At 39.3% G+C, this 23,287-nt stretch carries 19 protein-coding genes and 1 tRNA gene; 16 read left to right on the forward strand and 4 right to left on the reverse strand.

What is annotated here, in order from left to right; genetic code table 11:
- The first annotated feature begins 36 nt into the window (after positions 1-36).
- From rplT to STRDD10_RS00730, 3 genes are all read left to right on the forward strand, one after another.
- Positions 37-396 carry a 50S ribosomal protein L20 gene (gene rplT, locus STRDD10_RS00720; RefSeq protein ID WP_000124830.1) on the forward strand — a complete coding sequence of 120 codons (360 nt, stop codon included), beginning with the start codon at positions 37-39 and terminating at the stop codon, positions 394-396.
- A 743-nt stretch (positions 397-1,139) separates the two neighbouring features.
- Entirely contained in the window at positions 1,140-1,526 is a 387-nt protein-coding gene (gloA, locus tag STRDD10_RS00725) for a lactoylglutathione lyase (protein ID WP_067192241.1), read from the forward strand.
- 27 nt (positions 1,527-1,553) lie between these two features.
- Complete coding sequence (locus tag STRDD10_RS00730) at positions 1,554-2,939, forward strand: polysaccharide deacetylase family protein (protein WP_067192243.1); 1,386 nt, start codon at positions 1,554-1,556, stop codon at positions 2,937-2,939.
- 293 nt (positions 2,940-3,232) lie between these two features.
- Here the strand turns inward: STRDD10_RS00730 and STRDD10_RS00735 are convergent, their stop codons facing one another.
- Positions 3,233-4,312: a DEAD/DEAH box helicase gene (locus STRDD10_RS00735; RefSeq protein WP_067192246.1), complete on the reverse strand. Its 1,080-nt coding sequence runs from the start codon at positions 4,310-4,312 to the stop codon at positions 3,233-3,235.
- Complete coding sequence (locus STRDD10_RS00740) at positions 4,296-5,285, reverse strand: Gfo/Idh/MocA family protein (RefSeq protein ID WP_067192249.1); 990 nt, start codon at positions 5,283-5,285, stop codon at positions 4,296-4,298. Before STRDD10_RS00740 ends, STRDD10_RS00735 begins: the two co-directional genes overlap by 17 nt.
- A gap of 195 nt (positions 5,286-5,480) precedes the next feature.
- Here STRDD10_RS00740 and udk point away from each other — a divergent pair, with 195 nt between their 5' ends.
- From udk to STRDD10_RS00755, 3 genes are all read left to right on the forward strand, one after another.
- Positions 5,481-6,113, forward strand: a complete 633-nt coding sequence (gene udk, locus STRDD10_RS00745; RefSeq protein ID WP_067192251.1) for a uridine kinase — start codon at positions 5,481-5,483, stop codon at positions 6,111-6,113.
- A 43-nt stretch (positions 6,114-6,156) separates the two neighbouring features.
- Complete coding sequence (locus STRDD10_RS00750) at positions 6,157-6,822, forward strand: YoaK family protein (RefSeq protein WP_067192254.1); 666 nt, start codon at positions 6,157-6,159, stop codon at positions 6,820-6,822.
- Between the two features lie 130 nt (positions 6,823-6,952).
- Positions 6,953-7,040 (forward strand) — tRNA-Ser (locus STRDD10_RS00755).
- Between the two features lie 117 nt (positions 7,041-7,157).
- Here the strand turns inward: STRDD10_RS00755 and STRDD10_RS00760 are convergent.
- Complete coding sequence (locus STRDD10_RS00760; protein ID WP_067192256.1) at positions 7,158-8,015, reverse strand: metallophosphoesterase; 858 nt, start codon at positions 8,013-8,015, stop codon at positions 7,158-7,160.
- A gap of 87 nt (positions 8,016-8,102) precedes the next feature.
- On the opposite strand from STRDD10_RS00760, the gene queG reads away from it, so the two are divergent.
- The 8 genes from queG to alaS all read left to right on the forward strand — a co-directional run bounded on the left by queG (position 8,103) and on the right by alaS (position 18,488).
- Entirely contained in the window at positions 8,103-9,230 is a 1,128-nt protein-coding gene (gene queG / locus STRDD10_RS00765) for a tRNA epoxyqueuosine(34) reductase QueG (RefSeq protein ID WP_067192258.1), read from the forward strand.
- Positions 9,231-9,291: 61 nt separating this feature from the next.
- Positions 9,292-10,387, forward strand: a protein-coding gene (gene prfB, locus STRDD10_RS00770; RefSeq protein WP_156468548.1) for a peptide chain release factor 2 whose coding sequence is annotated in 2 segments (ribosomal slippage) — positions 9,292-9,363 and positions 9,365-10,387 — 1,095 coding nt in all. Because the reading frame shifts where the segments join, the coding sequence is not laid out codon by codon here.
- 50 nt (positions 10,388-10,437) lie between these two features.
- A complete protein-coding gene (ftsE, locus tag STRDD10_RS00775) occupies positions 10,438-11,130 on the forward strand; it encodes a cell division ATP-binding protein FtsE (protein WP_067192261.1) in 693 nt (230 codons plus the stop codon).
- A complete protein-coding gene (ftsX, locus tag STRDD10_RS00780) occupies positions 11,123-12,049 on the forward strand; it encodes a permease-like cell division protein FtsX (protein WP_067192264.1) in 927 nt (308 codons plus the stop codon). Before ftsE ends, ftsX begins: the two co-directional genes overlap by 8 nt.
- Before the next feature lie 105 nt (positions 12,050-12,154).
- Positions 12,155-14,113: an NAD-dependent DNA ligase LigA gene (ligA, locus tag STRDD10_RS00785; RefSeq protein WP_067192266.1), complete on the forward strand. Its 1,959-nt coding sequence runs from the start codon at positions 12,155-12,157 to the stop codon at positions 14,111-14,113.
- A gap of 7 nt (positions 14,114-14,120) precedes the next feature.
- Positions 14,121-15,077: a diacylglycerol kinase family lipid kinase gene (locus STRDD10_RS00790; protein WP_067192269.1), complete on the forward strand. Its 957-nt coding sequence runs from the start codon at positions 14,121-14,123 to the stop codon at positions 15,075-15,077.
- 286 nt (positions 15,078-15,363) lie between these two features.
- A complete protein-coding gene (locus STRDD10_RS00795) occupies positions 15,364-15,849 on the forward strand; it encodes an LURP-one-related/scramblase family protein (protein ID WP_067192272.1) in 486 nt (161 codons plus the stop codon).
- 20 nt (positions 15,850-15,869) lie between these two features.
- A complete protein-coding gene (gene alaS, locus STRDD10_RS00800; protein ID WP_067192274.1) occupies positions 15,870-18,488 on the forward strand; it encodes an alanine--tRNA ligase in 2,619 nt (872 codons plus the stop codon).
- Between the two features lie 260 nt (positions 18,489-18,748).
- Here the strand turns inward: alaS and STRDD10_RS00805 are convergent, their stop codons facing one another.
- A complete protein-coding gene (locus STRDD10_RS00805; RefSeq protein ID WP_067192276.1) occupies positions 18,749-19,735 on the reverse strand; it encodes an L-lactate dehydrogenase in 987 nt (328 codons plus the stop codon).
- A 198-nt stretch (positions 19,736-19,933) separates the two neighbouring features.
- Between STRDD10_RS00805 and gyrA the strand changes: the two genes are divergently transcribed.
- On the forward strand, positions 19,934-22,402 hold the full coding sequence (gene gyrA / locus STRDD10_RS00810) for a DNA gyrase subunit A (RefSeq protein ID WP_067192996.1): 2,469 nt from the start codon (positions 19,934-19,936) through the stop codon (positions 22,400-22,402).
- A 2-nt stretch (positions 22,403-22,404) separates the two neighbouring features.
- Positions 22,405-23,139 carry a class A sortase gene (locus tag STRDD10_RS00815; protein WP_067192279.1) on the forward strand — a complete coding sequence of 245 codons (735 nt, stop codon included), beginning with the start codon at positions 22,405-22,407 and terminating at the stop codon, positions 23,137-23,139.
- The last annotated feature ends 148 nt before the right edge of the window (positions 23,140-23,287 follow it).

The following is a 23,287-nucleotide window of genomic DNA, read 5'->3' on the forward strand; positions in this document are numbered from 1 at the left end:
ACGAGAATTTAAGAGAATTATTCGGAGGAAAAATAAATGGCACGTGTTAAAGGTGGCGTTGTTTCACGTAAACGTCGTAAACGTATTTTAAAATTAGCTAAAGGTTACTATGGAGCAAAACACATCTTGTTCCGTACTGCAAAAGAGCAAGTAATGAACTCTTACTACTATGCATACCGTGACCGTCGTCAAAAGAAACGCGACTTCCGCAAATTGTGGATCACTCGTATCAATGCGGCAGCTCGTTTGAACGGACTTTCATACTCACAATTGATGCATGGTTTGAAATTGGCTGAGATCGAAGTAAACCGTAAAATGCTTGCTGACTTAGCAGTTAATGATGCAGCAGCTTTCACAGCTCTTGCAGATGCAGCTAAAGCAAAACTTGGTAAATAATAACAAACTGTTTCATTCTGACTCTTGTGGTTTCTACCACAGGAGTAGGAGTGAAACTTTTTTGCTCTTTATAAGCTAGCTATTTAATGAAAAATAAACATTTAATACTCTTTCTAAAATCTCTTCAAACCACGTCAGCTCTATCTGCAACCTCAAAACAGTGTTTTGAGCTAACTTCGTCAGTTCCATCCACAACCTCAAAGCATTGCTTTGAGCAACCTGCGGCTAGCTTCCTAGTTTGCTCTTTGATTTTCATTGAGTATAAAGGTGAGTAGGAAAATATTCTGACTAATAAAAAGTAGTTCGTTTTCCATCATCTGAACAGATAATTAGGGAATTTTTGAAAAATGAAAAGAGAACAGGAGGTGTCAAGCAATAACTGCGTTCTGCAGTTATTATTACTCTTTATCGAAAGTTGGATGCTTTTTGTTTAGTTTTTTTAGAGTTGAGAAAGAAGCTAAACTATTGGAGAGTTTTACTTTCTCTTTCCTTCTTTTCAATATTTAATGACGCTGACTAGAATTAGCATCTCATGATTGTGTTCTGGGGAAGCTTGTTAGGAAAAAATTAGTAAATAAACAGTATAGAAATAAAAAAATAGAAAAATTTTCTATTTTTTTATCTATAGGACATATTTTAATTGTTTTTTCTCGTATTTTGTTTGTTTTATAACCGCATTTAAAATTGGAAAAAGATAATTAAATAGGGTATAATGATAAGATAAAAAGAAAAGAGGTACAAAAATGGCTTCAAAAATGTTACATACCTGTTTGCGAGTTGAAAATCTAGAAAAATCTATCGCCTTTTATCAAGATGCTTTTGGATTTAAAGAATTGCGTCGCAAAGATTTTCCAGACCATGCTTTCACTATCGTCTATCTAGGCCTTGAGGGAGATGACTATGAGTTGGAATTGACCTACAATTACGATCATGGCCCTTATGTGATCGGGGATGGTTTTGCTCATGTGGCTTTAAGTACGCCGGATTTAATAGCCTTGCATGCTGAGCATGATAGAAAAGGCTACGAGGTGACACAACCTAAGGGGCTTCCAGGAAATAAACCTAATTACTACTTTATTAAAGATCCAGATGGTTATAAGGTTGAAGTAATTCAGGAAAAAACAGTGTAGAAGAAGGTGAATCTGGAAAGTCTGTAAATGAAAACTCAATTAGAAAAAAATTTAGTCTTGCTATTTATTAATCTTCTCTGTGTCGCTTTGATTCTCTTTTTAGGAGAGAGAGTCTACTATCAATTTCAGGAACAGAACTATCAGTTGAAGCTTCATCATGCGATTCAGGATGGAAAGACGTTGACGATAGCTCAAAATAGTACGGAGCATGCTGGGTGGATAGGTGATAAGTATGTTACCGCTTATTATCCTAGGATGGGAACAACTGAGTATGAGGTTGTTAAAAGTAGGATCGATGCCGAAACGATGGCTTTGCAAGTTGCACAACCTGAACTGGCAGATGAATTAAGAGAAATCATCTTTTATGGGAGTGAGGAAGGTTCCTCTGAGTTAGTAAATCTGAAGCAGGTCAGTATCCAAAAGGTTTTGCATAAAATTGATAATCGAAAGATTGGCTCGGCGGAAAAGGAGACGATCTCCAGTTTATACTTGAATGCGGATGGCCAAGAAATTACCTTAGCAAATCTATTTATAAATCCTGAACTGGCTAAAAGTAGTATGGAAAATTTTATCCATCAACAGCTGATTTTTCGTGGACTTTCAGAAGATCAAGTTCAAGAGACCATTCGTGCATTAGAAAGTCAAGAGCTATCGCAATGGCAATTTTCTTATAGAGATGCTACATTTGCTATCAAACTTCCTAATGCAACTGCTGGAGTTCTTAATATTGATGTTCCTTTATCAGAGCTTTATAATACTATTGATAGCACTTATCTTCAAGGACAAGACTTGGAAAAATACCAAGCGTATGAGGAACAACGACATAAAAAAGCTGTAGCTCTCACTTTTGATGATGGTCCGAATGCAACAACGACGCCGCAAGCTTTGGATATCCTAAAAAAATATCATGCTAAAGCTACTTTCTTTATGGTAGGGAAAGCTATTGCTGGAAATGAAGCTATCGTTCAGCGAGTTTTGAAGGAAGGGCACGGAATAGGAAATCATACTTGGAATCATCCTGTTTTAACAAAGATTAGTTTGGACCAAGCAGTAGAGGAAATTAATTCTACAACGGTTGCTCTTCAAAAAGCTGGAGTACAGGAAGTACATTTGATGCGCCCTCCTTACGGTGCGATTAGTCCTAGTATCCAGAGTGCAGTCGATCAATCTTTTATCATGTGGGATATCGATAGTCTGGACTGGAAGACGCATAATACCGCTGCAATTATGGAAGAAGTGAAAAAGACGCAACCCGGGTCAATTATCCTCCTCCATGATATTCATCAAACTACAATTGATGCTCTCCCGACCATCATTCAATATCTGAAAGATCAAGGTTTTGAATTAGTAACAGTTGATGAACTGATGGGGAAAGGGTTAGAAAATCATAAGCTATATTACAGTCGAAATTAAAATAAAGCCATTGATAGAATAGGTTTTTAAGTTCTAACGGATACTCAATGAAAATCAAAGAACAAACTAGGAAGCTAGCCACATGCTGTATTTGGGGAAGGCAAGGCGAAGCTGACCTGGTTTGAAGAGATTTTTGAAGAGGATGAAATGAGAAAATGCTGTATTTAAACTAAAAAAGTGTGAGTTCAGTTTTCTGCTGTTCTCACACTTTTTTAGTTTAGGATGGCTGTCAATCAGTTTCAAGGCTGTGGTTTATGGATGATACAAGGGATAGAGTGTCACTCTTACTTACATTAAAGGATATAGAGTTCATGATTTTTAAGGATAATTTCACGCACAGAACTGTATTTTTTGAGTGTTTTTAATTCTTCTGGGTGTGTAACGAGTGTGATAACATAGCCTTCTTTTCCCATCCGACCTGTTCGTCCTGAGCGATGAGTATATGTTTCTTTATCTCTTGGCACATCGTAATTAATGACACATTCGAGACTATCTATATCAATACCACGAGCTACTAGGTCTGTAGCGAGAAGTAGCGTAATTTCGTGTTCTTTGAAGCGTTCTAAGATAACCTTGCGCATTTTGACATTAACGTCGCTTGCTAAAGAGATTGCATTGATGTGACGGTACTGTAATTTTTCTTCAGCACTACCCAAATCGGATAAGCTATTAAAAAAAATTAATCCACGAAAGTCTTCTACATGAGTAAGTTTTCGAAGTAGGTCAACCTTGTTCCGCTTTTCAACTTGTAGATAAAAATGCTGAATATTATCCAAAGTAAAATCGGAAATTTCAATTTTGACGGTATCATTTTTAATCTTATCTTGGTCAAATTGACTGGTTGCACTCATATAGATCATCTGATGATTGCAAGGAGCATAGTTGCTGATTTTTTCGACAAAGTGATACTGAGAGTCACTCAATAGTTGATCAAATTCATCGAGAATAATCGTCTTGATACTCATCATTTTGATTTTTTTCAACTTGACCAATTCAAAGATGCGACCTGGTGTTCCAATAAGGATTTCAGGGCCTTTTTTTAATCGTTCAATTTGGCGTTTTTGGCTTGAACCTGAAAGGAAGAGTTGTGCTTGTAACCCGATAGGATCCGCCCATTGTTTCGTTACCTCAAAAATTTGTCCGGCAAGTTCAGTATTTGGGGCTAAAATCAGTAACTGTTGGGCTTTTTTCATCTCAAGTTTTAAAAGACTAGGAAATAGATAGGACAGTGTCTTACCAGTTCCTGTTGGGCTGATTCCCAAAACATTTTTTCCGTTCATGATTGGCTCAAAAACTTGCTTTTGTATGTCTGTGAAATTTTCGAATCCAAGTTGTACTAATTGTTTTTTCCAAATATCAGGTAAGTGAAGCATGGTATTCCTCCTCGAAATGGATGCCTGCATCTAGGCGCATAGTGAAAATCGTTTCATGGACACTGAGGGTGTCAGTCAGAAGAGTTGGATAGTGATCATTTTCCCCTTTCATGATTGTCGCAAAGGCAACGGCCTCTTCAAGCATTTGGTGAGGGGCCCTTTTAAGAGGGAGTTTGACTGTTTCCCCTTTATGATTTTGGAAAACAGCAGATTTGATGAATTCGATTCCATTGAGAGTCAGCGTTCCATCTTCAGTATAAATTTCTGCGACTAAGTTACTAGTGAGATTTTTCCCAGTAGAAATCGTAACTTGAAAACTTGGATAGATCAGTTGTCCTGTTCCGTTGAGATCAATGGTGTTGTCTAATTGCTGCGATTTATAAAAAGCTGTATTGGGTTTTCCAAAAAGGCGAACAGCTGCGTAGATGGGATAAATTCCAAGATCCATAAGAGCGCCACCGGCAAAGTGATGGGAAAAGACATTTGGAATTTTTCCAGCTAAAAGATCTGGCATCTTAGATGAGTATTTAGCAAAGGTGAATTGTGCGCCTAGTATTGTCTTGTCTTTTAAAAAGGTTGCAATTTTCTCAAATGAATATTCATGATAATTTCTAGCAGCTTCAAAGACATAGACTTGTTGTTTTTGTGCTAACTCTCCTAATTTTTGCCATTGGGCTGGATGAATGACAGCCGGTTTTTCAATGATAGCATTCTTTCCTGCTTCTAAAACAAGTTTTGCTTGAAGGTAGTGGAGAGAGTTCGGACTTGCGATGTAGACGACATCTAAATCAGATTGAAGAAAAGACGTCAAATCATCAAAAAGAGCAATATTCTCATAATTTTTAACAAACTGCTCAGCAGTTTCAAGACGTCTGGAGTATACAGCTGCTAACTGATATTCTTGACTGAGGGATGCGGCGTGGATAAAGTCATGGGAAATAGCTCCAGTACCGATTATTCCAAGTTTAAACATATGAACCTCTTTTCTATTCATTCTATTATACCATGAAAAATAAAAATTTAATTCGTAGGGAGTTTTCATTGGGAATAAATCGTTACGATGATATCAGTTAAGGAACTTACATTCAGTCAGTTGAAATAAAATTTCTATTTTAGATTTTTCTATTTTATGGTAAAATAGAAAGGATAACAGTAAATGGAGTAGAAGATGCAAAAAAAACCAATTATTATCGGTGTAACAGGTGGCTCTGGTGGAGGAAAAACCAGCGTATCAAGAGCAATTTTATCTAATTTTCCTGATGCAAAGATAGCGATGATTGAACATGATTCCTATTATAAGGATCAATCTCACTTGACCTTTGAAGAGCGAATTAAGACGAATTACGACCATCCGTTTGCCTTTGATACGGACTTGATGATTGAACAAATGAGTGAGCTTTTGGCAGGTCGTCCAGTGGATATACCAACCTATGACTATACAGAGCATACGCGTAGTCAGAAGAGTTACCGTCAGGAACCTCAAGATGTTTTTATCGTTGAAGGCATTTTAGTTCTGGAGGATAAAAGATTACGTGATTTGATGGATATCAAGATTTTTGTTGATACAGATGATGATGTGCGTATTATTCGCCGGATTAAACGGGATATGGAAGAACGTGGACGGAGTCTAGATAGCGTTATTGACCAGTATTTGGGAGTTGTTAAGCCGATGTATCATCAGTTTATCGAGCCAACAAAGCGTTATGCTGATGTGATCATTCCTGAGGGAGTTTCAAATACAGTTGCAATTGATTTGATTAACACTAAGATTGCAAAAATCCTAGAAGAAGCAGAAGCGTGATGAAGAAAGGAAGTCTGGTCAATCCAGGCTTTTTGAGGTCAGTATGCTAAAAAAACATTCAGAAGTTCATAGTCATCTTTTAGCTTGTTTATTAACTTTTTGCGCTGGTTTTATTGATGCCTATACCTTTATAGAACGTGGAGGGACGTTAGTAGCTGGTCAGACAGGGAATGTCGTCTTTTTATCTGTTGCCATTGTTCATGACCACTTGGGAGATATTGAGGTGAAACTTGTTACTTTATTGTGTTTTATGACGGGAATTTTCCTGATTACCTTAGTTCGGCCCAAATTAACCACCAGTAGAAGAAGACTCATTACCCTTGTTCCTTTAATAATACTTTGTATCTGGGCAGGGTTTCAGCCTAAAAATAGCTGGAATATGCTGATTGTTCCACCACTGGGGTTCTGTATGGGGGTGGTTACAACAGCTTTTACAGAAGTGCGTGGACGATTTTATAATAATGCCTTTATGACAGGAAACCTTAAACGTATGATGATGGCTTTAGGAGAATATATTAGTGGTAGAGATAAAACGCAGTTAAGTGAGGCTCTCTTTTTATCACGGTTGGTTCTCAGTTTTGTTATAGGAGCAATCATTTCAGCGAAACTGACAAGTATTTATCGAATAGAAACGATTTGGTTAGTGGCGATACTTCTTATCGTGATTCTCCTGGCAGAACTCTTTATTAACAGAAGACTAAAAAATTAATATTATTTTCACTGACTTTGGAATTGTTTTCAAATAAATTTTTCTTTTTTAAAAAAACTATTTGAAGATTTCTTAAAATATGGTATACTAGATTAGCAAGCGACGTATGAAAACGTCTCCTGTTAATTTTGGAAGATTACTCAAGAGGCTTAAGAGGCCGTGTTGGAAACGCGGTAGGCGTGTAATAGCGTGCGTGGGTTCGAATCCCATGTCTTCCGTTGTCGGTACCTTAGGGTACTTTTTTTGTAGCAAAAAACTGGTTGAAATAATATTCCAACCAGAAGCTACCTAAACAATCAGAAGATCGTTTAGGAGGAAAAAGATTAAGTAAAATATTATAAATCTAGAATTGTTAGGGCATCTTGAAACTCTTTTTTTAGTTGCTTTTTCTTAAATTCTATAAACTCGGGTACGTGTTGGATTTTTCTATAACGTTTGTAGGGGTGGTAATCTTCTTTAAAGCGATAGGACGGGAAAGTTTTTAAAAAATCTTTGCAAAGTTCCCACTCACGGACATAGCCTAACGGGCGTGCATGGTAACGGATACCTTCAACCATCCTACTGCCAAAGCGATGGTGAGTATGGCCAAAAATCACATCAGTGATGGGGTATTTTTTAAAAACTGTATGGAAGTGACGGCTCCCCAGAAAGGCGTTAAAGCGTTCAAAATAGGGATGATGCAGAATAAAATCATCATGGGGAACGAAGTGGAGGGAAAGGAGGATAGGGCTAGTCGTCTGCTGTAAAACCGACTCCAGCTGGCTTAAGATGTGATTTGTAATAGTAGGGTCACTCTCGGTTCTCTCTAACCTACGGTCAAACCAGTAAAGGAGCTTGTTTTTTAGGTGTTCTTCTTCAGATTTTTCAGGTACAAAACTATAGTCATACCAGCCAGATAGACTGACCAGCTGTCTATCCCCAAACTGTTGGATTTGAATCTCTCTCTGTCTGATTTCTTCCTCGCTCATGCCCAACATGTCATGATTCCCTAAGTTATAACTGACTGGAAAATGGTGGCATAATTGGTTTATGAATGGCTGGCTGATATTTTTAAAATCATTGGAAATATCCCCAGCAATATGGAGGTGGTCAATATTTTCATCCTGCAAGGTTTGAATCAGAGTTTCAATCTCAAAGGCGCCAAACTGGTTCGAATCGATGTGCAAATCGCTCATAAATGCTAGTTTTGTCATGAGAATAGAATAGCATAAAAAAGCTAGAAAAACTGAAATAAAGCCTGTATAAGAAATTTTTCAGCTTTTCATGTTATAATGTAGAAGATGGACATCAAAGAAGAGATTAGGAATTTGGCCAAAGAAATTGGCATTTCAAAAATTGGGTTTACGACAGCAGATGATTTTTCTTATTTGGAAAAATCCCTCCGACTTGCTGTAGAGGAGGGACGAAATTCTGGTTTTGAACACAAAAATATAGAAGAAAGAATAAAGCCGAAGTTGAGTTTAGCATCAGCTAAGACCATTATTTCAATCGCAGTCGCCTATCCTCATAAGTTAAAACAACAACCACAGAAAACTCAGTACAAGCGAGGAAAATTTACTCCCAATTCCTGGGGTTTAGATTACCACTATGTCTTACAGGATAAGCTAGAAAAGTTGGCTCGGGGTATCGAAGAGATGACTGTTAACTTTGAATACAAGGGGATGGTTGATACAGGAGCGCTTGTTGATACGGCTGTCGCAAGAAGGGCTGGGATTGGATTTATTGGTAAGAATGGATTAGTTATCTCTAAAGAATATGGCTCTTATATGTTTTTAGGTGAATTAATCACCAATTTGGAAATTGAACCGGATCAGCCTGTTGATTATGGTTGTGGTGACTGCAATCGTTGTGTGGTGTCTTGTCCAACATCGTGCCTAATCGGAGATGGGACGATGAATGCTAAGCGCTGTTTGTCTTTTCAGACGCAAGACAAAGGAATGATGGATTTAGAATTTCGAAAGAAAATAAAGACGGTTATTTATGGATGTGATATTTGCCAGATTTGTTGTCCCTATAATAAAGGTCTAGATAATCCACTAGCGACGGATATCGATCCAGATTTAGCACATCCTGAGTTGCTCCCTTTTTTAGAGTTGTCGAATGGTCAATTTAAAGAAAAATTTGGTATGGTTGCGGGCTCTTGGAGGGGAAAAAATATCTTACAACGAAATGCAATTATCGCTCTTGCTAACAGTCGAGACCGTTCAGCCATTCCTAAAATATTGCAGATAATTGATACATCACAAAACAACATCCATATTGCAACAGCTATCTGGGCTTTGGGTGAAATTGTGAAAGAACCGTCTGATGAAATGCTTGAGCTGGTTATGCAGGTGAAAAATCCAACACCTGAAATTCAACAAGAGCAGGAGCGTTTTTTAAGGAAGTATGCGACTGATTTAGTATAAAAAATCAGCAAATTACAGATCTATATGGTATAATGAAATGATAGACAGAAAAGGAGTACATATGGACATTTCAGAAATTCGTCAAAAAATTGACGCCAATCGTGAAAAATTAGCTTCTTTCAGGGGGTCTCTTTGACCTCGAAGGGTTAGAAGAGGAGATTGCTATCTTGGAAAACAAGATGACAGAGCCTGATTTTTGGAACGATAATATTGCGGCTCAAAAAACGTCGCAAGAGTTAAATGAAGTAAAAACAACTTATAACACTTTTCGTAAAATGGAAGAGTTGCAGGATGAGGTTGAAATTCTACTAGATTTCTTGGCAGAAGATGAGTCTGTACAAGATGAATTAGTGGAGCAATTAGCTGAGTTAGATAAAATGATGACCAGTTATGAAATGACACTTCTTTTGTCAGAACCGTATGATCACAATAATGCTATTCTTGAGATTCATCCAGGTTCAGGTGGTACGGAGGCTCAAGATTGGGGCGATATGTTACTTCGTATGTATACCCGTTATGGTAATGCTAAGGGATTTAAAGTGGATGTTTTAGATTATCAGGCAGGTGATGAAGCTGGTATCAAGTCGGTTACTCTTTCCTTTGAAGGGCCAAACGCTTACGGTCTACTTAAGTCAGAAATGGGTGTGCATCGGTTGGTGCGGATTTCGCCGTTTGACTCGGCTAAGCGACGTCATACTTCTTTTACATCTGTAGAAGTCATGCCTGAACTAGATGATTCGATTGAAGTGGATATCCGTGATGATGATATAAAAATGGATACCTTCCGTTCAGGCGGAGCTGGTGGACAAAACGTCAATAAAGTTTCAACTGGGGTACGATTAACTCATATTCCAACTGGAACTGTTGTACAGTCTACAGTAGATAGAACCCAGTATGGTAACCGAGATCGTGCAATGAAGTTGCTACAAGCAAAACTTTATCAAATAGAGCGAGAAAAAAAGGCTGCAGAGGTAGATTCGCTCAAGGGAGAAAAGAAAGAAATTACCTGGGGCAGTCAGATACGTTCTTATGTTTTTACACCGTATACAATGGTGAAAGATCATCGAACTAGTTTTGAGGTAGCACAAGTAGATAAGGTTATGGACGGTGACTTGGATGGCTTTATCGATGCCTATCTTAAGTGGCGAATTAGCTGATTTTAGTAAAATTACTTGTCATAATAAAAATAGTTGAAAGGAACGAGAAAGTGTCAATCATTGATATGAGAGATGTTGTCAAAAAATACGACAACGGGACAACAGCTCTTCGTGGTGTGACCATTAAGATAGAACCGGGTGAGTTTGCTTATATTGTTGGTCCATCGGGAGCTGGGAAATCTACCTTTATCCGACTACTTTACCGTGAGGTCCAGTTGGATAAGGGAGATTTACAAGTTGCAGATTTTGATTTAAAAAAAATTAAGAAGCGCGATGTACCTTTACTTCGGCGAAATGTCGGAGTTGTTTTCCAAGACTATAAACTGTTACCTAAAAAGACTGTTTATGAGAATATTGCTTATGCGATGGAAGTTATTGGAGCTAAACGTCGTGATATTAAAAAGCGAGTAATGGAAGTTCTTGATTTAGTGGGGTTGAAGCATAAAGTACGCTCATTTCCAAATGAACTATCTGGTGGAGAACAACAGCGGATTGCTATTGCTCGTGCTATTGTAAACAATCCTAAGGTTTTGATCGCAGATGAGCCAACAGGAAATCTAGACCCAGATAATTCTTGGGAAATTATGAATTTATTGGAACGCATTAATTTACAAGGAACAACTGTCTTAATGGCAACTCATAATAGTCAGATTGTAAATACGTTACGTCACCGCGTTATCGCTATTGAAAATGGTCGTGTGGTGCGTGATGAAGCGGAAGGAGAGTACGGATACGATGATTAGAAGATTTTTCCGCCATCTATGGGAGTCCATTAAAAGTTTAAAACGAAACGGCTGGATGACAGTGGCTGCTACTGGGATAGTAACCATAACCTTAACTTTACTAGCAATTTTTGCTTCGGTTATCCTTAATGCGGCAAAACTTACACGAGATATTGAAAATAATGTACGCATTACAGTATATTTGCAAGTTGATACTCATGATAACAGTGAAGTTATCACAGTTGAAGGTCAAGAAAGAAGTAACGAAAATTTCCATAAAATTTATGACCAACTTCAAGGGTTATCAAATGTTAAGTCAGTAACTTTCTCAGATAAGAATGAACAGCTCAATAAATTGATTGAGACAATGGGAGATGACTGGAATTTATATTCTGGTGATGCCAATCCCTTATATGATGCTTATATTGTTGATGCGACATCACCTTCTGAGGTAGTGGCAGTTTCGGAAGCAGCAAAGACAATTGAAGGTGTAACAGAGGTGAATTATGGTGGGGCTAATACACAACGTCTTCTTTCACTAACAAATCTTATTCAAACATGGGGCTTGATTGGAGTAGGACTTCTATTTTTTATTGCTATCTTTCTGATTTCAAATACGATACGTATTACCATTATTTCTCGTAGCCGCGAGATTCAAATCATGAGATTGGTTGGTGCGAAGAGTAGTTATATTCGTGGACCGTTCTTATTTGAAGGTGCCTGGATTGGTTTAATTGGTGCGATTTTACCATCACTGTTGGTTTACTTTGTCTATGACATGTCTTATCGTCAATTTAACCCTGGTTTGGTTGGTCAAAATCTTTCTATGATAACCCCTGACCTGTTTATTCCAATTATGATTGGTTCCTTATTTGTTTTGGGGATGATTATCGGTTCTATTGGAGCACGGATTTCCATGAGACGTTATTTGAAAGTATAGACTATAACTTTATAGAAATAGAAGAAAGTAGGAAACTGCTTTCTTTTTATTCCTTCAAGTGAAGAAAATACTCATCACGGAAAGAAATATGGTAAAATAAAAGATATGAAAGAAACAATGAAAGATTTAGTTGCAAAGCTCAATCAATATGCTACTGAGTATTATACAAGCGATACTCCTTCAGTATCAGATGCTGAATATGACCAACTCTACCGTAAGTTGGTCGAATTAGAAGCAGCCTATCCTGACTTAATAGAAAATGATAGTCCGACTCAACGTGTTGGTGGACAGGTGTTAGATGGATTTGAAAAGTATCAACACCAATATCCACTGTACAGTTTGCAGGATGCCTTTTCGCGTGAAGAATTGGATGTTTTTGATGAGCGCATTAGAAAAGAATTTCCAAACGTTAGCTATATTTGTGAATTAAAAATTGACGGGCTCTCTATCTCTCTCTCTTATGAAGATGGAAAATTGATAACAGGTGCGACTCGTGGAGATGGCTCTATTGGAGAAAATATCACAGAAAATCTAAAGAGGGTCCGAGATATTCCATTAAGTTTATCTGAACCACTTACAATCACGGTTCGGGGTGAGTGTTATATGCCACGTGCTTCTTTTGATGAGGTTAACCGTGTCCGTCAAGAAAACGGGGAGAGTGATTTTGCCAATCCTCGCAATGCTGCTGCAGGTACTTTGAGACAGCTAGATACTAGAGTTGTTGCAAAACGTAATCTTGCTACTTTTCTATACCAAGAAGCAAGTCCAAGTAATCAAGTCACTCAAAATGATGTTTTAAATCATTTGGCACAGTTAGGATTTGTAGTCAATTCAGAACGTATTGTGACTGAAACGATGGATCAAGTATGGAATTTCATCCAAAAAATTGCAGTGAAACGTGACGAACTACCTTATGATATTGATGGAATCGTTATAAAAGTCAATGACTTAGCAATTCAAGACGAACTAGGTTTCACAGTCAAAGCACCAAAGTGGGCGGTGGCTTATAAATTTCCAGCAGAAGAAAAAGAGGCTCAGCTTTTATCTGTTGATTGGACTGTTGGGCGAACTGGTGTGGTGACCCCTACTGCAAACCTCACTCCAGTTCAATTAGCAGGTACAACGGTTAGTCGGGCTACACTCCATAATGTGGATTATATTGCTGAAAAAGATATTCGTCAGTCTGATACGGTGGTTGTTTATAAGGCAGGAGATATCATTCCCGCAGTTTTACGAGTTGTTGAGAATAAACGAGTTTCAGACGAAAAATTGATGATTCCTGATACCTGTCCAAGCTGTGAAAGTCAATTGCTTCACTTTGAAGATGAGGTTGCTCTGCGCTGCATCAATCCTCTTTGTCCTGCTCAAATAAAAGAGGGGTTGATTCATTTTGCCTCACGAGATGCTATGAATATTACAGGACTAGGACCTTCTGTTGTTGAAAAGCTCTTTGTAGCTGATTTAGTCAGGGATGTAGCAGACATTTATCGTTTAAACGAGACGGATTTTCTTCTCCTAGAGGGAATTAAAGACAAGTCTGCTCAAAAATTATACCAAGCCATCCAGACTTCAAAGGGAAATTCTGCTGAAAAACTTTTGTTTGGGCTTGGAATTCGTCATGTTGGGAGCAAGGTCAGTCAACTCCTGTTGCAACACTTTCATTCAATTGATAATTTAGCTAAAGCCAATCCAGATGAGATTGCCAATATTGACAGTATGGGAAGTGTTATAGCTAACAGCATAGCCAGTTATTTTTCTATGGAAGGAACTAAGCAACTTTTAGAGGAACTTAAGGAAGCTGGTGTAAACTTAAACTATCTTGGACAAAAAATTGCAACAAATGCAGCTCTCTCTGGTATGACGGTTGTTCTGACTGGAAAATTAGAACGTCTCAAACGATCAGAAGCAAAGGCTAAACTCGAAAGTTTGGGAGCTAAAGTAACAGGTTCTGTCTCTAAAAAGACAAGTCTAGTAGTGGCAGGAGTTGATGCGGGTAATAAACTAGCAAAAGCCCAAGAATTAGGAATTGACATTCGTGATGAAGGCTGGTTAGAGAGTTTGTAGGTAAAAAATGACAAATGTGATAAAAAAAGCACGACTGATATACAACCCTACTTCGGGTCAGGAAATTATTAAAAAGAATATCGCTGAAGTTCTGGATGTGTTGGAAGATGTTGGTTATGAAACGAGTGCTTACCAGACGACACCAGATCCCCTTTCAGCACAAAAGGAAGCAGAAAGAGCAGCACTTGCAGGTTTTGATTTGATTATTGCAGCAGGTGGTGACGGAACGATAAATGAAGTTGTCAATGGAGTGGCAGGTTTAGATAAGCGTCCTAAGATGGCTTTTATCCCAACCGGAACAACCAATGACTATGCACGGGCTCTCAAAATTCCAATGGGTGATCCAGTTGCTGCAGCCAGAATTATTGAAAAGAACCAAACGATAAAAATGGATATTGGACGTGCTTATGATGATAAATACTTTATCAATATCGCTGCTGCGGGTACCCTAACGGAGTTGACTTATAGTGTCCCAAGTGAGGTCAAATCACGGCTTGGCTACCTTGCGTATGTAGCAAAAGGCGTAGAAATGTTTCCGAAAAGCAAGGGGAGAATGGTTCGAATTGAGCATGACGGTGGTGTATTTAAGGGAAGCGTCTCACTAATTTTTGTAGCTCTTACCAATTCAATTGGAGGTTTCGAACAACTGGCTCCTGATACTAAGCTAGACGATGGGAACTTTAGTCTTATTTTAGTCAAAACGGATCGCCTTTTTGAAATGTTGAGCCTCTTAATTCAAGCTGTTAATGGTGGAAATCATGTTAATGATGCCAATGTAGAATATTTGAAAACTAGTAAAATTAAACTAGAAGTTTTAGATAAGGCTGAACCGTTTATGTTAAATCTTGACGGTGAATACGGTGGAGATACACCAGTCGAACTGCAGGTTTTACCAAATCATCTAGAATTTTTTGTAAATATGGATGAAATAAATAATGGAAATTTACATCAAGGGAACAAATAGCTTTCATGTTTTAAGCCTATCATTTGAAAAACGTGCTGAACTATCTATAGGCATTTCGTTGACGAAAGTTGGGAAAAAGAGTATAATAGAACAGTTGAGAATTGATTTTCAGTTATCTTAGTCCAGAGAAATGGCGGTGCTGCGAGCCATCTAAGTTTGGAAGTCATGCTACTCGATGTCACAAATGCATAAGAATGAGAGAATGACAAGTTCATTGAATGAAGGTGGTACCGCGGTTTTTCGCCCTTCGTGATATGAGCTTGTCTTTTGATTTTTGGAGGTGTTTATGAAGACCTTTCTCGTGAAACAAAAGTTTCGTCTCGGTGGCGAACGCTTCGCTATCAAGGATGACAGGGGAGAAATCGCTTATCAGGTAGAGGGATCCTTTTTTAAGATTCCTAAAACCTTTACCATCTATGATGTGGCTGGTCATCAAGTCAGTGAGATAAGTAAGGAGATTTGGACACTACTTCCTCGCTTTACTATTCAGCTACGGGACGGTTCAAATTTTGTCATTCGTAAGAAGTTGACCTTCTGGCGAGATAAGTATACCTTTGATAATCTGGGTCTTCGTATCGAGGGCAATATCTGGGATTTGGATTTCAAACTATTGGATGACCGTGACCAACTCATTGCGGAGATTAAGAAAGAACTCTTTCACCTCACCTCGACTTACACCGTTACTGTCCTTGAGGATACTTATGCAGATCTAGTCATTTCCCTCTGTGTCGCCATTGACTATGTAGAAATGCTGGAAAGCGGATCGAATTAAACAAAAAATAAGGAGAACTCATGAAACAACTATCTAGTGCACAAGTACGCCAACTATGGTTAGACTTCTGGGCCAGCAAAGGCCACGCTGTAGAACCATCTGTTAGCTTGGTTCCAGTAAACGACCCAACTCTTTTGTGGATCAACTCAGGGGTTGCGACTCTTAAAAAATATTTCGATGGAACTGTCATTCCAGAAAATCCTCGGATTACTAACTCGCAAAAAGCGATTCGTACTAACGACATCGAAAATGTAGGGAAGACTGCACGTCACCATACCATGTTTGAAATGTTGGGGAACTTCTCTATCGGGGATTACTTCCGTGATGAAGCCATCACTTGGGCTTATGAGCTCTTGACCAGTCCTGAGTGGTTTGATTTCCCAGCTGAAAAACTGTACATGACCTACTATCCTGACGATAAAGATTCTTACAACCGCTGGATTGAAGTAGGAGTAGATCCAAGTCACTTGATTCCAATCGAGGACAACTTCTGGGAAATCGGTGCGGGACCTTCTGGACCAGATACTGAAATCTTCTTTGACCGTGGAGAAGCCTTTGACCCAGAAAATATCGGTATTCGCCTGCTTGCAGAAGATATTGAAAACGACCGTTACATCGAAATCTGGAACATCGTTTTGTCACAATTTAACGCTGATCCTGCGGTTCCTCGTAGTGAGTACAAAGAATTGCCACACAAAAATATTGATACGGGCGCTGGTTTGGAGCGTTTGGTGGCGGTGATTCAAGGAGCTAAGACAAACTTTGAAACGGACCTCTTCATGCCGATCATTCGTGAAGTGGAGAAATTGTCTGGTAAGGTCTACGATCCAGATGGCGACAACATGAGCTTTAAGGTCATCGCAGACCACATCCGTTCTCTTTCATTTGCCATCGGTGATGGTGCCCTTCCTGGAAATGAAGGTCGTGGTTATGTTCTTCGTCGTTTGCTCCGTCGTGCTTCTATGCATGGTCAAAAATTGGGCATCAACGAGCCTTTCCTTTACAAACTCGTTCCAACGGTTGGAAAAATCATGGAAAGCTACTACCCAGAAGTGCTTGAAAAACGGGACTTTATCGAAAAAATTATCAAGAGCGAGGAGGAATCCTTTGCTCGTACCTTACACTCAGGTCAACATTTTGCCCAAGGTATCGTAGCAGACTTGAAAGAAAAAGGTCAATCTGTCATTGCTGGTTCAGATGTCTTCAAACTCTATGATACTTATGGATTCCCAGTGGAATTGACGGAAGAAATCGCTGAAGAAGCGGGCATGACGGTAGATCGTGAAGGTTTTGAAGCAGCCATGAAGGAACAGCAAGAGCGGGCGCGTGCATCAGCTGTCAAGGGTGGCTCTATGGGCATGCAGAATGAAACCCTTCAAAACATCACTGTGGAAAGTGTCTTCAACTACAATGCCAGCCAATTGCCTTCTAAGTTGGTGGCTATCGTAGCGGACAATGCTGAAGTAGAAGCTGTATCTGAAGGAACTGCCTCTCTTATCTTTGCAGAGACTCCATTCTACGCTGAAATGGGTGGACAGGTAGCTGACCACGGACAAATCTTGGATGAGTCAGGTAAGGTCATGGCTACTGTGACAAATGTTCAAAAAGCTCCAAACGGACAAGCTCTTCACACTGTTGACGTCCTTGCACCGCTTGCCTTAAACCAAGAATATACGCTGGCAATCGATACAAATCGTCGTCACCGGGTCATGAAAAACCACACTGCGACTCACTTGCTTCACGCGGCCCTTCACAATATCCTTGGACACCACGCAACACAAGCAGGATCACTTAACGAAGTCGAATTCCTTCGCTTTGACTTCACACACTTCCAAGCCGTAACTCCTGAAGAATTGCGCGCGATTGAAGAGCAAGTCAATGAGAAAATCTGGGAAGCTCTTGCGGTTAAGACCGTTGAGACAGACATTGATACTGCTAAAGAAATGGGAGCCATGGCTCTCTTTGGTGAGAAATACGGTAAAGAAGTCCGTGTTGTGACGATCGGTGATTACTCTATCGAACTTTGTGGTGGTACCCACGTTGGCAACACTTCTGAGATTGGCCTCTTCAAGATTGTCAAAGAAGAAGGGATTGGATCAGGAACTCGTCGTATCTTGGCAGTGACTGGTAAGGAAGCCTTTGAAGCTTATCGTGAACAAGAAGACGCTTTGAAAGCTGTCGCAGCAACCTTGAAAGCCCCCCAACTCAAGGAAGTACCTCATAAGGTTGAAGGACTTCAAGAACAACTTCGTCAGCTCCAAAAAGAAAATGCTGAGTTGAAAGAAAAAGTTGCAGCAGCTGCCGCAGGCGATGTCTTCAAGGATGTGAAGGAAGTCAACGGACACCGTTACATTGCTAGCCAAGTTTCTGTATCAGATGCAGGCGCCCTTCGTACCTTTGCGGACAACTGGAAACAAAAAGACTACTCTGATCTTCTTGTCCTAGTTGCCGCTATCGGTGACAAGGTGAACGTTCTTGTAGCAAGCAAGACAAAAGATGTGCATGCAGGAAACCTTGTCAAAGAATTGGCTCCAATCGTTGATGGACGTGGTGGTGGTAAACCAGACATGGCCATGGCAGGAGGAAGCAACCAAGCCAAAATCCAAGAGCTGTTGGATGCAGTTGCAACTAAACTTTAGTTATTCTTATGATGGTAGGAAGAAAATCAGCGATTAAACTTGTTTTGATGATTCCAAGTTTTCAAGTGTAATCAGTACAAAAAGAGGTTAGGAAAAAATCCTAACCTCTTTTTGGGTAGTTAAATCAATAGAAATCCAGTTATTCATTTTGATATGGTTTGTTGAAAATACTAAAACCCCCGTTTCCTGAAAGATTTTCAAGAAATAGAGGTTAGTTAATGACTTAAATAAAATAAGTAGTCAGTAATTAAAAGAATGAATTATTGTTTAGAAGCTTCTTGGAAATCTGGATTTTTCCATGCTTCGTCAATAATTGCTTTCAATTCAGCAGCAGATGCTTGCATTTTTTGAGTTTCAGCATCGTTTAATGGGATATTAACCGGACGAACAATACCATGTGCCCCAACGATTGCAGGTTGTCCGATAAAGACATCTTCAACTCCGTATTGACCTTCTTGGAAAACAGAAAGTGGAAGTACTGCATTTTCATCATCAAGAATTGCTTTAGTGATACGAGCAAGGGCAACAGCAATACCGTAGTAGGTAGCACCTTTTTTGTTAATGATTGAGTAAGCAGCATCACGAACAGAGATAAAGAGTTCTACAAGGTCTTCTTCATTCAAGTCACGGTTAGCTTGCAACCATTGTTCTAATTTCACACCAGCAACGTTAGCATGTGACCAAACGGCAAACTCAGAGTCACCATGTTCACCCATGATGTAAGCGTGAACGGAACGAGCATCGATACCAATTTTTTCAGCCAATGCTTGACGGAAACGTGCTGAGTCAAGTGAAGTACCTGAACCGATGACGCGTTCTTTAGGGAAGCCTGAGAATTTCCATGTTGAGTAAGTCAAAACATCAACTGGGTTAGCAGCAACAAGGAAGATACCTTTAAATCCTGACTCAACAACTTGAGTAACGATTGATTTGTTGATAGCAAGGTTTTTACCAACGAGGTCAAGACGAGTTTCACCTGGTTTTTGAGGAGCACCAGCAGTGATGACTACAAGATCAGCATCCGCACAGTCAGCATAGGTTGCTGCGTAGATTTTTTTAGGTGAAGTGAAAGCAAGTGCATGGCTAAGGTCTTCAGCATCTCCGACAGCTTTTTCAAATAAAGCAGGAATCTCAATGATACCAAGCTCTTGAGCAATACCTTGAGTTACAAGGGCGAAAGCGTAAGAAGAACCTACGGCACCATCACCAACAAGGATAACTTTTTTGTGTTGTTTAGTTAATGTCATTCGTCTAAACATCTCCTTAAATTTATTCAGGGTTTCCCCATACAATTTCAATTTTATCACTTTTAAGAACGTTTGTCACGAAGAAACGAATATGGTTAATCATGTAAACGTTTTTATATACTATCCCTAAAGATGAAAATAAAAGGGAAATGTGGTATAATGATGAAGATATATCCAGAAAAGAAAGGCATTTTTAAAATGCAAGATAAAAATCTAGTCAATGTTAATTTGACCAAGGAGATGAAGACCAGCTTTATCGATTATGCCATGAGTGTTATCGTAGCGCGGGCGTTACCAGATGTTCGTGATGGTCTTAAGCCGGTTCATCGTCGGATCCTCTATGGGATGAACGAGTTAGGTGTTTCACCAGATAAACCACATAAAAAGTCAGCACGTATTACAGGGGATGTCATGGGGAAATACCACCCACACGGTGACTCTTCTATTTATGAAGCTATGGTTCGAATGGCACAGTGGTGGAGCTACCGTTATATGTTAGTTGACGGCCACGGGAACTTTGGCTCAATGGATGGTGATGGGGCCGCAGCACAGCGTTATACAGAAGCTCGGATGAGTAAGATTGCGCTTGAAATGTTGCGAGATATTAACAAGAATACTGTTAATTTTGCTGATAACTATGACGCTAGTGAGCGGGAACCAGTTGTTCTTCCAGCGCGATTTCCTAATCTTTTAGTTAATGGTGCAACTGGAATTGCAGTTGGGATGGCTACGAATATACCTCCACATAACTTAGGGGAAACAATTGACGCTGTTAAGCTTGTCATGGATAAACCAGACATCACCACTCGTGAACTTATGGAAGTGCTTCCTGGACCCGATTTTCCAACAGGTGCTTTGGTTATGGGGAAGTCTGGTATCCATAAGGCTTATGAGACAGGAAAAGGTTCCATTGTATTACGAGCTCGAACGGAAATTGAAGAAACAAAAACAGGACGTGAACGGATTGTCGTTACTGAATTTCCATACATGGTAAATAAAACCAAGGTGCATGAGCATATTGTTCGACTCGCAAATGAAAAGCGTATAGAGGGAATTACTGCTGTTAGAGATGAGTCCAATCGTGAAGGTGTTCGTTTTGTCATCGAGGTGAAGCGAGATGCTTCTGCAAATGTCATTTTAAACAATCTCTTTAAAATGACTCAGATGCAGACAAATTTTGGCTTTAATATGTTGGCCATCCAAAATGGTGTTCCAAAGATTCTATCTTTGCGTGAAATCTTAGAGGCCTATATTGAGCATCAAAAAGAAGTTGTGACTAGACGAACTCTCTTTGATAAAGAAAAAGCAGAAGCTCGTGCTCATATTTTAGAAGGTCTCTTGATTGCATTGGATCACATCGATGAGGTTATTCGGATTATTCGTGCAAGCGAGACGGATGCAGAAGCTCAAGCAGAGTTGATGAGCAAGTTTAAGCTTTCAGAACGGCAAAGTTTAGCCATTCTTGATATGCGACTACGCCGTTTGACTGGCTTGGAACGTGATAAAATTCAGTCTGAATACGATGAACTTCTAGCCTTGATTGCTGATTTAACTGATATTTTAGCTAAACCAGAGCGTGTTGTGACGATAATAAAAGAAGAGTTAGATGAAGTGAAGCGTAAGTTTAATGACAGTCGTAGAACAGAACTTATGGTTGGAGAAGTCCTTTCTCTTGAAGATGAAGATTTGATTGAAGAAACTAAGGTTCTCATTACACTTTCAAATAAAGGCTATATCAAGCGTCTCGATCAGTCTGAATTTACAGCTCAAAGACGTGGTGGACGTGGAGTACAAGGTACGGGAGTTAAAGATGATGACTTTGTGCGTGAATTAGTTTCAACTAGTACCCACGATTATCTTTTCTTTTTTACAAATAAAGGTCGTGTCTATCGATTGAAAGGTTATGAGATCCCTGAGTACGGGCGTACTGCAAAAGGATTGCCTGTGGTTAATCTCCTTAAACTAGATGAAGGGGAGACGATTCAAACAATTATCAATGTTGAAAAAGAAAATCGCAAAGGGGCTTATCTTTTCTTTACAACTCGTCATGGTTTAGTTAAGCGGACAAGTGTTGCTGAATTTGCTAATATCCGACAAAATGGTCTTAAAGCTCTAAATCTTAAAGATGGTGATGAATTAATAAATGTTTTCTTAACATCAGACGACGCAGAAGTCATGATTGGCACGAAGTATGGTTACGCAGTTCGATTTAAAGTTGACTTGATTCGAAATATGGGACGTTCGGCAGCTGGTGTTAAGGGTGTTAGTCTACGTGAAGGAGATGCGGTTGTCGGAGCAAGTACGATTCATTCTGATGATGAGGTACTCATTATTACAGAAAATGGCTACGGTAAGCGAACTTCAGCAACTGAGTATCCAACTAAAGGTCGAGGCGGTAAGGGGATGAAAACCGCCAATATCACCGAAAAAAATGGTCCTCTTGCAGGACTCATAATGGTAAAAGGTGACGAGGATTTGATGATTATCACTGATACGGGAGTAGTGATAAGAACGAATGTCGCCAATATTTCACAAACAGGACGGGCCACTCTGGGAGTTAAAGTGATGCGTCTTGATCAAGAAGCTAAAATTATGACCTTCACCAGCGTTGCTGCGGAAGAAAAAGAAGAGAATGGGACAGAAAGTGAAAAAACAGAAAGTGAATAATCATGTCTCAAAAAAATAAAAAATCAAAACACCTACTTAGCAATGTTATTGCAAGTTTTCTACTCATATTGTCTCTTGGCTTAATCTTTAATACTTCTATTCGAAATACTCTCATGGCTTGGACAACGAACAAGTATCAGGTTAAGAATGTCTCGAAAGAAGAAATTGACAAAAATAAAGAAAGTCAAGCAACCTATAATTTTGAAGATGTTCAATCGCTTTCTACAGAGTCTGTCTTAAAAGCACAGTGGGAAGCACAGCAGTTACCTGTGATTGGTGGGATTTCAATTCCAGATCTCAAGTTAAATCTTCCAATTTTTAAAGGACTTGAGAATGCTGGTTTATACTATGGCGCAGGTACAATGAAGGAAGGCCAACAGATGGGACAAGGGAATTATGCCTTGGCAAGCCATCATGTTTTTGGGATTACAGGAGCAAATGATATGCTCTTTTCGCCCCTTGAGCGTTCAAAAACGGGGATGAAGATTTATTTAACCGATAAAGAAAAAGTATACACCTACACTATTACAAGTGTTGAAACAGTAACACCGGATCGAGTAGATGTAGTTGAAGATATTGAAGGACAAACAGAGATTACTCTGGTTACCTGTGAGGATGCAGCAGCAACTTACAGAACCATTGTTAAGGGAACTTTTGATGGTGAGGTTGCGTATGATCAAGCCCCACAAGATGTTCTTGATTCCTTTAATACTAGCTATAACCAAATGCAATTGTAGTCAATATTTAGAGGCTGGGAACAGAGTGTCCAGCCTTTTATGGAACTTAACGGTATAACGGAGTGATTTAATGTTCCGGTCCCATTTTAAGCTGTGTAGAGGTAGGTGGAAGTTTAAAAGATCAGAACTTTTTAAATTTTTCAACTTG

It is taken from the genome of Streptococcus sp. DD10, assembly GCF_001578805.1.
GTDB lineage: Bacteria > Bacillota > Bacilli > Lactobacillales > Streptococcaceae > Streptococcus.

Excerpts from the sequence above, each read along its gene's own strand:
- rplT (WP_000124830.1), top strand. The coding sequence starts at position 37 with ATGGCACGTGTTAAAGGTGGCGTTGTTTCACGTAAACGTCGTAAACGT.
- gloA (WP_067192241.1), top strand. The coding sequence starts at position 1,140 with ATGGCTTCAAAAATGTTACATACCTGTTTGCGAGTTGAAAATCTAGAA.
- STRDD10_RS00730 (WP_067192243.1), top strand. The coding sequence starts at position 1,554 with ATGAAAACTCAATTAGAAAAAAATTTAGTCTTGCTATTTATTAATCTT.
- STRDD10_RS00735 (WP_067192246.1), bottom strand. The coding sequence starts at position 4,312 with ATGCTTCACTTACCTGATATTTGGAAAAAACAATTAGTACAACTTGGA.
- STRDD10_RS00740 (WP_067192249.1), bottom strand. The coding sequence starts at position 5,285 with ATGTTTAAACTTGGAATAATCGGTACTGGAGCTATTTCCCATGACTTT.
- udk (WP_067192251.1), top strand. The coding sequence starts at position 5,481 with ATGCAAAAAAAACCAATTATTATCGGTGTAACAGGTGGCTCTGGTGGA.
- STRDD10_RS00750 (WP_067192254.1), top strand. The coding sequence starts at position 6,157 with ATGCTAAAAAAACATTCAGAAGTTCATAGTCATCTTTTAGCTTGTTTA.
- STRDD10_RS00760 (WP_067192256.1), bottom strand. The coding sequence starts at position 8,015 with ATGACAAAACTAGCATTTATGAGCGATTTGCACATCGATTCGAACCAG.
- queG (WP_067192258.1), top strand. The coding sequence starts at position 8,103 with ATGGACATCAAAGAAGAGATTAGGAATTTGGCCAAAGAAATTGGCATT.
- ftsX (WP_067192264.1), top strand. The coding sequence starts at position 11,123 with ATGATTAGAAGATTTTTCCGCCATCTATGGGAGTCCATTAAAAGTTTA.
- ligA (WP_067192266.1), top strand. The coding sequence starts at position 12,155 with ATGAAAGAAACAATGAAAGATTTAGTTGCAAAGCTCAATCAATATGCT.
- STRDD10_RS00790 (WP_067192269.1), top strand. The coding sequence starts at position 14,121 with ATGACAAATGTGATAAAAAAAGCACGACTGATATACAACCCTACTTCG.
- STRDD10_RS00795 (WP_067192272.1), top strand. The coding sequence starts at position 15,364 with ATGAAGACCTTTCTCGTGAAACAAAAGTTTCGTCTCGGTGGCGAACGC.
- alaS (WP_067192274.1), top strand. The coding sequence starts at position 15,870 with ATGAAACAACTATCTAGTGCACAAGTACGCCAACTATGGTTAGACTTC.
- STRDD10_RS00805 (WP_067192276.1), bottom strand. The coding sequence starts at position 19,735 with ATGACATTAACTAAACAACACAAAAAAGTTATCCTTGTTGGTGATGGT.
- gyrA (WP_067192996.1), top strand. The coding sequence starts at position 19,934 with ATGCAAGATAAAAATCTAGTCAATGTTAATTTGACCAAGGAGATGAAG.
- STRDD10_RS00815 (WP_067192279.1), top strand. The coding sequence starts at position 22,405 with ATGTCTCAAAAAAATAAAAAATCAAAACACCTACTTAGCAATGTTATT.